Raw genomic sequence first — 9022 nt, 5'->3', positions numbered from 1 at the left:
ATCCAGATCACGTCCTTGGGATTTGAAAAACGGCAATATCCTATGGGAGCAGACGTATTCATTTGACACAACGAATAGGCCGGAATTCCTGTTGCTGGATGGATACCGTTACATTAAAACCTATGATCAAACCGTATCTATCCCAATAAAAACCCAAAAATGATGAGCGAGCCACGATAACAGAATGATGAACGCCACGATCAAATTCGAAAATAAAACGAACCATTCCGATCAAGGAATGAGTTCGTTTTTTTCGGTTCGTTTCGTTCTGATGATGATTTCAGGTATCAAGATCAGCAGCGCAATAGAGCCGTAAAGGCCAATGGTGTAGCTTGTGGAGTAAACCATGCCAAGACCCTGATGAACAAGAGAAGTGATAAGATGAATCAACAGGTTCGTGAAGCAGAAGGCGTAACTCCGGATCATCCAGTTCCGGTGCCGGTCGATTCGTTTCCTCTTGATTTGGATGAGCGCCGTAATGGTGACAAACAGCCAGATCAGATTGAGCGCGTTGAATCCCATGCTGCTGATTTTTCCGCCGGTGGCGTAAGGCGCCATATATCCGGAGGTCAGGACAACCAGCAGTACGGACACGAGGTAGACGTAGCCGTTGAAACGATGGAACCGTAGGCTTTTTTCAAACATACGATTGGAAAAGTTGATCAAGCCCGTCGCCATGGCCAGACATGCAAATCCAACATGAACGTACATGACATTCAACCAGACCGGAAGATTCAGCTCCCGCTTCAGCCCGGTTTTACGGCTTAAAAAACCAGCAGCACCGGGATCGATCCAATAGTTTTTGACCAGGGCGTATAGAATAAATACCAGGCTGACACAGGCCAGCAGCCGGTATAATGATTTCCTTTTTTTCATGCAGTTCCACAACCTCCGACTCTTAGGAAACCCGTGTTCCTGTTAATTTGGATGCCGGCAGCATGCCGGCCTTGGCGGTTCCGGTCATAACATCACCGTCCGCGGTAACTTCGAATTTCAGGTTCAGGCGCATGGGTTTCGTGATGGGAAGCGACCAGGACAGCTTTTCGTTCTGGAACACAGGGCTCCTGAATTGGATGGTTTCATCTCCTTGCGTTGCCGTACCTTCAATGATGTCGTTCCTTGCCGATATGGATAACCTGACTTCCATTTTCCCGACGGGCGTAGCAATGAACGTATCCCAATCCCCTTCGAATATAGAAGCCTGCGTGAGCTGATGATCCGAGGCTGCGTTACTCAACACCCCATGGTTTGTTGCTGTGATCAGTTCGTTGTCGGCCGGCAAAGCTTTTTGCGTGCTTGGTGCCAGGCCGATCCCCTTCCAAACCGTTCCTCTTCGTTCGTACTCGAATAACTGCTCTACCGCGTGTGCGATACGAGGTCCAAGTTCTCGTTCCACCAAGTACAGCGCAACATCAAGTCCGGATGTGACACCGCCGCCGGTAACCAGGTTGCCGTCGTCCACGACGCGTGCCTTGATCGGGACTGCCCCGGTTGCATCAAGCAAACCCATGCCGAGGTGATGCGTTACCGCAGTTCTCCCTTCCAATAGCCCTCCCATGGCCAGCAGCAGCGAGCCGCCGCATACGGTAGCGACTATGATGTCCTGCCGGTCGAGCGCCTGCCCGATCATACCGGTCAATTCGGTATTCATGGCCCGGCCCAAAATAGCTGGGATCGAATCGGGGCCATCACCGTCGACCTCGCCCGACGCTCCTGGTACGAGAATGATGCCCGCGCATTCCAGATTCAGTCGGCTGCTGGCTTCAATTTTTAATCCGTTAACGCCGCTAGCCACAGTCCTTGACCCTTCTGCGGTGACCAGTTTCACGTTTAACTCATGCTCTGCATACGACGCAGCCGCGCTAAAAACCTCGTAAGGCGCAATGGCATCCAGCAGGTCGAAACCATCAAATAACACGATTTGTACAGTTAGCATATAAATCCTCCAGTCATTATTTGGTCAGAAGCTCTTTCAGCATGCGATATTCCTTCTCGTCCAGCTCACCCTTTGCCAATCGGTTCTTCAACATCAAAGCAATGTCCCTGTCCTGCAGATTTCCGTTTTTGTAGCGATGACGAATCGCGTAGATTCGAACAGCTGCTATACAAAAAAGCGTAAGACAAAACAAAACGGCGAAAGGAAAAAACGAAAACCCGTCGTTTTCCAATCCCATAAGATAACCTCCCTATAACATGAATTGCCCGGACGACCTCCCGAATGAAGCCCCGTCCGTGTTCGCAAATAGAAGTTTAACAAACGAATATCTCAAACGAAGTCGTAAAAAGGTCACAAAAGTATAAACAAACCATCACAATTCAGGGGCTCTCGTCGGTTCCTGCAAAAAAAATGATAAACTAGATGGCAAAGGTGGGATTTGCATGAGCGGAGACAATACGATACTCGTTGTAGACGATGACCAAAGCATCGTCGAACTATTAAGGGACTTTCTTGAGAATGACAGCTTTCACGTGAAGACTGCTTGTGATGCGGAGGAGGCGTGGGCCATATTCCAACAGCATGCCATTCATTGCATGGTTCTGGACATCATGATGCCGGGACAAAATGGATTTGAGCTGTGCCGCCGGATAAGGGCGGAGAGCCATGTTCCGATTCTCTTTTTGAGTGCCCGCAGCGACGACGTGGACAAGATCCGGGGGCTGACGCTCGGCGGCGACGATTATATCGTCAAAACGGCTTCGCCCGGGGAGATCGTTGCCCGCGTGAAAGCCGTACTGCGGCGCTCCGCGACCCGGCAGCCAGTGGAGGGCAGGGTGTTGGATTACGGCCGCCTCCGGTTGAATTTGTCCACAAGAGAAGTGGTCGTGGAAGGCAATAACGTCGTGCTCACGCCGAAGGAGTTCGAACTGCTGCGATTATTCGCCGAGCATCCTAGACATGTTTTCACCTATGACCAGCTGCTTGCGAAATTTTGGGACGGGGTGGGCGACAGGCATACGATCCGCGTCCATCTCAGCCGGCTGCGCGAAAAAATCGAAGCCGATCCGAACCAGTCGCAATTCCTCGTGAACGTGTGGGGAGTAGGCTATCGCTTTGAGGGTGGTTGACATGAAGACGCTGCGCATTCGTACCTTTACCATGCTTTGCTTTTTCTTTATCCTTCTGTTACCGTGGATCTTTTTTGTCACTGTCCATTTCATGGAGACCAAGACGCTCAGCTTCGAAAAAGGGCGTCTGCAAAATGAGACGCTGCAAAGTAATTTATCGGAAATAATACACTTCATTGAAGCAGGCTCCGGCCAATGGACGGAACCGGCTTGGCAAAATCAATTGAAAACGGCGCTGCATGAAGCGAAAATGGATGCTCTTATTCAATCCGCGGAAGAGCGGGAGCTGTATCGTTCTAATCCGCAACGCAGCGGTACGTCTTTGTCAACGGAACGATTCTCCGTCATCAAGGATGGTCAATTGCTGGGTAGGGTAACTCTGTATTTGCCAAGAACCAATGAAAAACAGGTCATGTCGGCATTTGCGGGACTGCTGCTTGCTATCTTGATTGTCGGAATGGGAATGAGACGGTTCGTGCTCAAACCGCTTGAGAAGATGGGGAATGCAGCCAGGCAAATCGCGACAGGCGATTGGAACGCGCGGTTGCCCTCATCCAGGGTCGCCGAAATCGCCGAAGTACGCGATGGATTCGAAGTGATGGTGAAGGGGCTTGAGAAATCCTATCAAAAACAAGCCGAATTGGAACAGGAACGCCGATTCGTGATTGCTGCCGTTGCGCATGATTTGCGGACGCCGTTGTTTGCGTTGCGGGGTTATTTGGACGGCTTGGAACAAGGAATCGCTCAATCCCCGCAGATGGTCGCCAAATACGTAGCGGTATGCAAGGAAAAATCGGTGCAGTTGGATCGTCTCGTGGAGGATCTTTTCACATTTACGAGGATGGAATATTTGGAGGCGGAACTTAGCGGCAGCATCGTTGATTTGAAAGATGTTATCCAGAATTCGATGGACAGCCTGCGGCCGCTGGCGGCTGACAAACAAATTACCATTGCAGAACAATCCATGGGCGATTGTCTCCTAAGCGGCGATGCGCATTTATTGGAGCGCGCCATGAATAATCTCATGGACAATGCCGTCAGACATACACCCTTGGATGGTGAAATTGCTGTGCGATGCTGCAAGGACGGCAACCGGATCAGGTTTACGATACGCGATACCGGACCGGGCTTCACCGGGGAAGAGCTGGAGCGCGTTTTTGAACCCTTGTACCGTGGGGAAGCGTCTCGAAGCCGATCAACTGGAGGCAGCGGTTTAGGGTTGACCATTTCACAAAGAATCATAAGGCGGCACGGAGGTGAAATAACCGTCAGCAACCATCCGGAGGGAGGAGCGCTGCTGGAAGGATGGTTACCTGCCGCAACCTCCGAATAATAGGATATGGATGGTTGTTAGACTTATTCCTCTCAGTGAGACACACTTAAAAAGCCGCGAATAACGCGGCTTTTTTGTTTGATAAAATCCTATGAATGTCTAAGCGGGTCATTTGCCCCCTTTACAATTACAACGCCTTGTTGTACAGTTGGTTATACGAGTAATCAACCTATCAACCAGAGGGGTGAAATCGGCAAGAAAGGAGGCTTCTCTTGAAAGCATTGTTGGACGAATCCCAACCTATTTTTCAACAAATTGCCCAGATGATCATGGATGATATTGTAGATGGCCTATTGAAAGAAGGGGAGCGCGTTCCTTCCGAGAATGAACTGTCCCGATTTTATAACATCAACCGCGCCACGGCGCGTAAAGGGCTCCAAACCTTGGTTGACCAAGATATCATTTACAAACAGAGGGGGATTGGCATGTTTGTGAAAGAAGGGGCAAAAAAGCAGGTATTGCGTGAAAAACAAAAGCATTATCGGCAATATTACATTCGCCCTATGCTCGAAGAAGCAAGGAGAATCGGCATGACGAAGGAAGAGGTTGTGGAGTGCATAATGGACGAGGAGGGAAATATATGATTTCTTTGCAGAACGTATCTTTTTCCTACGATCATATTCCCGTGATCAAGGATATATCGTACGCTGAACAAGATCCGATCATCACGGGATTATGGGGACGGAACGGTGCGGGTAAAACCACGTTGATGAAACTGCTTGCGGGCCATCAGGACCCGGACGGAGGAAGCATCGAGATCATGGGACACCGGCCATACAACAACCCTGAAGCGCAACGGCATTTATGTTATATGCAGGAAGACCATCCGTTCAGCGACATTTGGACCATCAGGGATGCCTTGCGATTCTATCAATACTTTAAACCGAACTGGAATCAGGAAATGGCCGAAGAGCTGTTGGAAACATTCAAATTGCCGTTGAACAAAAAAGCCAAGAAACTTTCAACCGGCATGAAAACGGCATTGCAGCTTGTAATCGGCCTGGCCAGCCAGGCAGAAATTACGATATTGGATGAACCGACCAATGGACTTGACGCAGGTATGCGAAAAAAGTTCTATGAACGGCTACTGGACAGCTATGATGCGTTTCCTCGCCTGATCTTGGTTTCTACGCACCAAATCGAGGAAATTCAGCCCTTGCTGGAATCTATCGTTGTTGTTCACGACGGAAAACTCCTGCTGCAAGAACCGATGGAGAAGATCAGAGAGAAGGGAATATGGTTAACCGGCGAAAGGGAACGAGTGGATCATGTCGTTGGCAGCCGTAACATCTTGGATGAGAGCACCATCGGTTCCGTGAAAAAAGTCATGATCGATGCCCAGTACACCGACGAGTGGAGAGCGTTAGGCCTCAGTAGCGGAATTTCTGTGGAAAAGGCGCATCTTCAGGATTATTTGCTCCATATGACGGAAAATGTGAAGGAGAGTGTACGATGAGCTCGACGCATGGTACCTTTCGTTTAATTTATGAAGATGCCAGCTGGTTTTTGGGAAAGCTGCTTCTGTTGTATGTTACGCTGCCTCTAACTGCAGCCTGGATCATCCTTGGGACATCCTTTGATATGGAAAAGAGCATCAGCTCCATTGCAGCTCCCGCGTATTTTTTCTTTATTCCTTTCTATGGCGTCATGGGGTTTAAGAGCCTGCTGCCAATAGCCGTCAGTCTGGGAAGCACTCGAACCCAAATGCTGAAAACCTTTTATGCAGTCGGCGTTGTAAGCGTCTTAGCCTATACGCTAATCTTGAACTTATGCCAATGGTTATTGTGGACATTGTACGAACGCGGGCTCAGTTCGGTATCCATTATGCATCCGGGACTGCTTCATTCCAGTGAACACGCGTTTCTGCCCTATTTATGGATTGATTTCATGGTGGGCCTTGTATTGTTCGGTTGTGCTTTTTTTATTTACTGCATTACGTATCGTGTGGGTATGACATGGTCTTTGATTGGTCTCATGGTCATTGCTATCGCCTCCATGTTCCTCTACTACTCGGGAATGCTTCAAACACCGATTGAATGGTTGTCGACGATGAACGTGAGTGCGATGACCGGTTTCACCTTAGCTGGAATCGCAGGATTGGCAGCTCTGCTCGCCACCTATCCAATGATGCGCAACGCTTCCCTTGCGCCCAAGCAAAAAAGAGAGTAACAACAACATCCTGCTCACTTACACGCTTAAACAGCCGCGAATATTCGCGGCTGTTTTATGATGAACATCCATATGGACTCAATCCACCAATCAGCCGGATTTGGATGAACGACCTCCTTTGATTAATATAATCAAAGCAAGAAGCAATGGCAGTCCGATCTGAAAGATGGGAAAGTGGTATTTCAAATTTTGAGCGAACCCGATCCAGATATGATAAATAAAGTTCGGCGAAGCGAACGATATGGTAAAAATGAAAGCACCCACGATCACGGTGGTTTTTTATGGCTGATTTTGATCAGGCTGGAGAGACCGAGTACGGCACCGAGGTAGAATGCGGTCATTTTTACGAAAATGCCGATATAGATCAGTAAGATGATCAACGGGTCCAAACGCTCCAGAAAATCGGCGATTTCGATGAGACGAACCGACCGGAGCAGCGGAAAAGTCGATATGCTCGTTATGGAGGGGTCCAGTATCGCAAGATTTAATATGTTGAATATCATTAAAAAGATGCCTACGAATATGTAGGAAGACAAGGATGTCTTGGACAGCGTTTTCTTGTCATCGAGATGATTCCAAAACATGAGAAAGACCACGATTTGACCGAACGGAAAACTAACCACCTCCGGCAAAGCTGCTTGCAGCACCGGCCGGATTCCGTTTTCAAGCATGGGCATAAGGCGCTCAAGGTGAATGATCTTCGAACCGATGAACATGAGAACGATCAAGATATATCCGATTATCGTAAAAGGAAGCAGAAACTCGGTGACGCGAAAGAATACCTCAATGCCTTTCCAAACGGCATAACCGGACAGCAAGACCATCAAGAGAATCAGGATGAACAGCGGCGTGCTGGGGAGAAAGGAGATATTGATGATGTCCGCGAACTCGCGGGTATTTCGCATGGATTCATATGCAAAATAAACAATATAGGCTGCAGTAATAAGGGAGCCCAAATATTTCCCGAAATGCCGATTTAGAATTTGGGGAAGTCCATGCTCCGAATTTTTGTTCTGGATATAGAGGTAGACGCACAACAGCAGCAATCCCGCGAGCATGGCAACCAGCACGACCAGCCAAGCATCTTGTTTAGCTTCAATCCCCAGCTCATACAATGGGGTGCTGCCGATCATAAACAAGATGGTCATGGCTATGATTTGGTATTTACCGATCTTCTCCATTGGGGACCTCCTTGTTGTAGGTATCGATTGCGGTCTATTCATTGGGTTCAATCAGATTCGAGAAGGGTTTATTGATCATATTCGTGTGCTCCACGTTGACTTCAATATTCAGGTCGAGTTCCAGCTCCTGAAGCGGCTGTTCCAACTTTGAAAGGCGTTTGCTGGCTGCCGGATATCTTCTGTGAATCATGTCCAAAAAACCAACCACATCCACATTCAAATCCTTCATCCTTTTCCATGTAGTCAAGACTTCTTCCTTGATCTGCTCGGCTATCGCTTCCTCGAGTTTCGAAATGACTTCCGGTTTCGTCAAATCCATCGTACAGCTGGTTTCATCAAGAGCCCCCTTGGTTTGAATATGGACCATCATGTTGACCGAACCGTTGACCATTTTGGGGTCTACCCGGGTCGAGGAATGGGTGACGCGGTAACTCGATAACCGGGTAGCGTTTTGATCGCTGCATGGGGTAACAATGATCAGGTTTTTGACGCTGTTCGAAAGCCAAGCGACGCCTCTGCTTTCTCTTCGCTTCATCCATCCGACCAGTCTGTCTCCCCGAAATACGCCCAAATCCCCAAGTTTGAGTACCGCTTGATTGCGGGTCGACTTTAAGGCATCCAAGGTGGATTGCTCCTCTTGATTGCCGGACACTCTTAACTCGGGTGCCATGGCGCTTTGGTACGGATTGGCGACCATGGATGCAAAATCGATCAATTTAATATTTTTCACCTGGGACAGATTTTCTTGCCCTTGCGTAATGACCCGTTGAATCGCATTGCCCGATATTTTCTCCAAAGGAATAAGCACTTCCAACAGATTGGAGGCTTTGTCCTTGGTCAGCAGAACCGACATGGTTTCCCGGCTTTCCATGGGACGGAGGAAAAAATCAAGGATTTGTTGTACGCCTGCGTTCCGAACGACTTGTTCATTAATAATCAATATGGAGTTATGGGCGAAAAACAACGCGCGCGGCGCTTCTAAATTCGCATTCTGCATGGCTTCGCGAATGGTCTTGCCCCTGGTGGAGAAGATGGTGATCGGAGATTGACTTCCCCCGGATCCACCCCCGGTCTGGGTGGCGATGGACTGCGGAATGACGACTTGGAAGGAGATGATCCATTCGTCTTCGCTGCGGTCTATGGACGTCGCCGAGACAATGCTAAGCGAGTTTAACTCTTTACTGTCCCAGCAACCGTTGAGAAGCAATGAGGCGGTCATCATGAGAATCAGGAGTTTAAGCTTCCGGTTCATCTGTTCTTCACCTCCGATTTA

Annotated in this window: 10 protein-coding genes; 5 read left to right on the top strand and 5 right to left on the bottom strand. The window is 48.8% G+C overall.

All coding sequences use genetic code 11. From position 1 onward, the window contains the following. Nucleotides 1-231 precede the first annotated feature (231 nt). The 3 genes from HMPREF9412_RS05165 to HMPREF9412_RS05155 are packed head-to-tail and all read right to left on the bottom strand — an operon-like array spanning nt 232 to nt 2174. Nucleotides 232-876, bottom strand: coding sequence for a DUF2306 domain-containing protein (locus tag HMPREF9412_RS05165; RefSeq protein ID WP_009590211.1), 645 nt, complete (start codon nt 874-876; stop codon nt 232-234). A gap of 22 nt (nt 877-898) precedes the next feature. After that, nucleotides 899-1936, bottom strand: a complete 1038-nt coding sequence (locus HMPREF9412_RS05160; RefSeq protein WP_009590265.1) for a DJ-1/PfpI family protein — start codon at nt 1934-1936, stop codon at nt 899-901. Between the two features lie 16 nt (nt 1937-1952). After that, a complete protein-coding gene (locus HMPREF9412_RS05155; RefSeq protein ID WP_009590262.1) occupies nt 1953-2174 on the bottom strand; it encodes a hypothetical protein in 222 nt (73 codons plus the stop codon). Nucleotides 2175-2379: 205 nt separating this feature from the next. Between HMPREF9412_RS05155 and HMPREF9412_RS05150 the strand changes: the two genes are divergently transcribed. The 5 genes from HMPREF9412_RS05150 (at nt 2380) to HMPREF9412_RS05130 (ending at nt 6568) form a co-directional block, all read left to right on the top strand. Next, the gene (locus HMPREF9412_RS05150) at nt 2380-3066 is read left to right on the top strand and encodes a response regulator transcription factor (RefSeq protein ID WP_009590257.1); all 687 of its coding nucleotides are present in this window, start codon (nt 2380-2382) and stop codon (nt 3064-3066) included. Nucleotide 3067: 1 nt separating this feature from the next. Next, complete coding sequence (locus tag HMPREF9412_RS05145) at nt 3068-4399, top strand: sensor histidine kinase (protein WP_009590291.1); 1332 nt, start codon at nt 3068-3070, stop codon at nt 4397-4399. A 212-nt stretch (nt 4400-4611) separates the two neighbouring features. Next, nucleotides 4612-4983, top strand: a complete 372-nt coding sequence (locus HMPREF9412_RS05140) for a GntR family transcriptional regulator (protein WP_009590280.1) — start codon at nt 4612-4614, stop codon at nt 4981-4983. Beyond that, on the top strand, nt 4980-5855 hold the full coding sequence (locus HMPREF9412_RS05135) for an ABC transporter ATP-binding protein (protein WP_009590229.1): 876 nt from the start codon (nt 4980-4982) through the stop codon (nt 5853-5855). Before HMPREF9412_RS05140 ends, HMPREF9412_RS05135 begins: the two co-directional genes overlap by 4 nt. Beyond that, a complete protein-coding gene (locus HMPREF9412_RS05130) occupies nt 5852-6568 on the top strand; it encodes a hypothetical protein (protein WP_009590281.1) in 717 nt (238 codons plus the stop codon). Before HMPREF9412_RS05135 ends, HMPREF9412_RS05130 begins: the two co-directional genes overlap by 4 nt. A gap of 266 nt (nt 6569-6834) precedes the next feature. Here HMPREF9412_RS05130 and HMPREF9412_RS05125 read toward each other — a convergent pair whose 3' ends face one another. Continuing rightward, entirely contained in the window at nt 6835-7749 is a 915-nt protein-coding gene (locus HMPREF9412_RS05125) for a GerAB/ArcD/ProY family transporter (RefSeq protein WP_009590270.1), read from the bottom strand. Between the two features lie 34 nt (nt 7750-7783). Then, on the bottom strand, nt 7784-9001 hold the full coding sequence (locus HMPREF9412_RS05120) for a Ger(x)C family spore germination protein (protein ID WP_009590263.1): 1218 nt from the start codon (nt 8999-9001) through the stop codon (nt 7784-7786). Nucleotides 9002-9022: the final 21 nt, after the last annotated feature.

Source organism: Paenibacillus sp. HGF5 (genome assembly GCF_000204455.1).
Lineage (GTDB): Bacteria > Bacillota > Bacilli > Paenibacillales > Paenibacillaceae > Paenibacillus_AQ > Paenibacillus_AQ lautus_A.
This window is presented reverse-complemented; position numbering and strand designations above follow the sequence as displayed.

Bases quoted from the DNA above. Each gene is read 5' to 3' on its own strand.
- HMPREF9412_RS05120 (WP_009590263.1), bottom strand. From the start codon at position 9,001: ATGAACCGGAAGCTTAAACTCCTGATTCTCATGATGACCGCCTCATTG.
- HMPREF9412_RS05150 (WP_009590257.1), top strand. From the start codon at position 2,380: ATGAGCGGAGACAATACGATACTCGTTGTAGACGATGACCAAAGCATC.
- HMPREF9412_RS05125 (WP_009590270.1), bottom strand. From the start codon at position 7,749: ATGGAGAAGATCGGTAAATACCAAATCATAGCCATGACCATCTTGTTT.
- HMPREF9412_RS05160 (WP_009590265.1), bottom strand. From the start codon at position 1,936: ATGCTAACTGTACAAATCGTGTTATTTGATGGTTTCGACCTGCTGGAT.
- HMPREF9412_RS05135 (WP_009590229.1), top strand. From the start codon at position 4,980: ATGATTTCTTTGCAGAACGTATCTTTTTCCTACGATCATATTCCCGTG.
- HMPREF9412_RS05130 (WP_009590281.1), top strand. From the start codon at position 5,852: ATGAGCTCGACGCATGGTACCTTTCGTTTAATTTATGAAGATGCCAGC.
- HMPREF9412_RS05155 (WP_009590262.1), bottom strand. From the start codon at position 2,174: ATGGGATTGGAAAACGACGGGTTTTCGTTTTTTCCTTTCGCCGTTTTG.
- HMPREF9412_RS05165 (WP_009590211.1), bottom strand. From the start codon at position 876: ATGAAAAAAAGGAAATCATTATACCGGCTGCTGGCCTGTGTCAGCCTG.
- HMPREF9412_RS05145 (WP_009590291.1), top strand. From the start codon at position 3,068: ATGAAGACGCTGCGCATTCGTACCTTTACCATGCTTTGCTTTTTCTTT.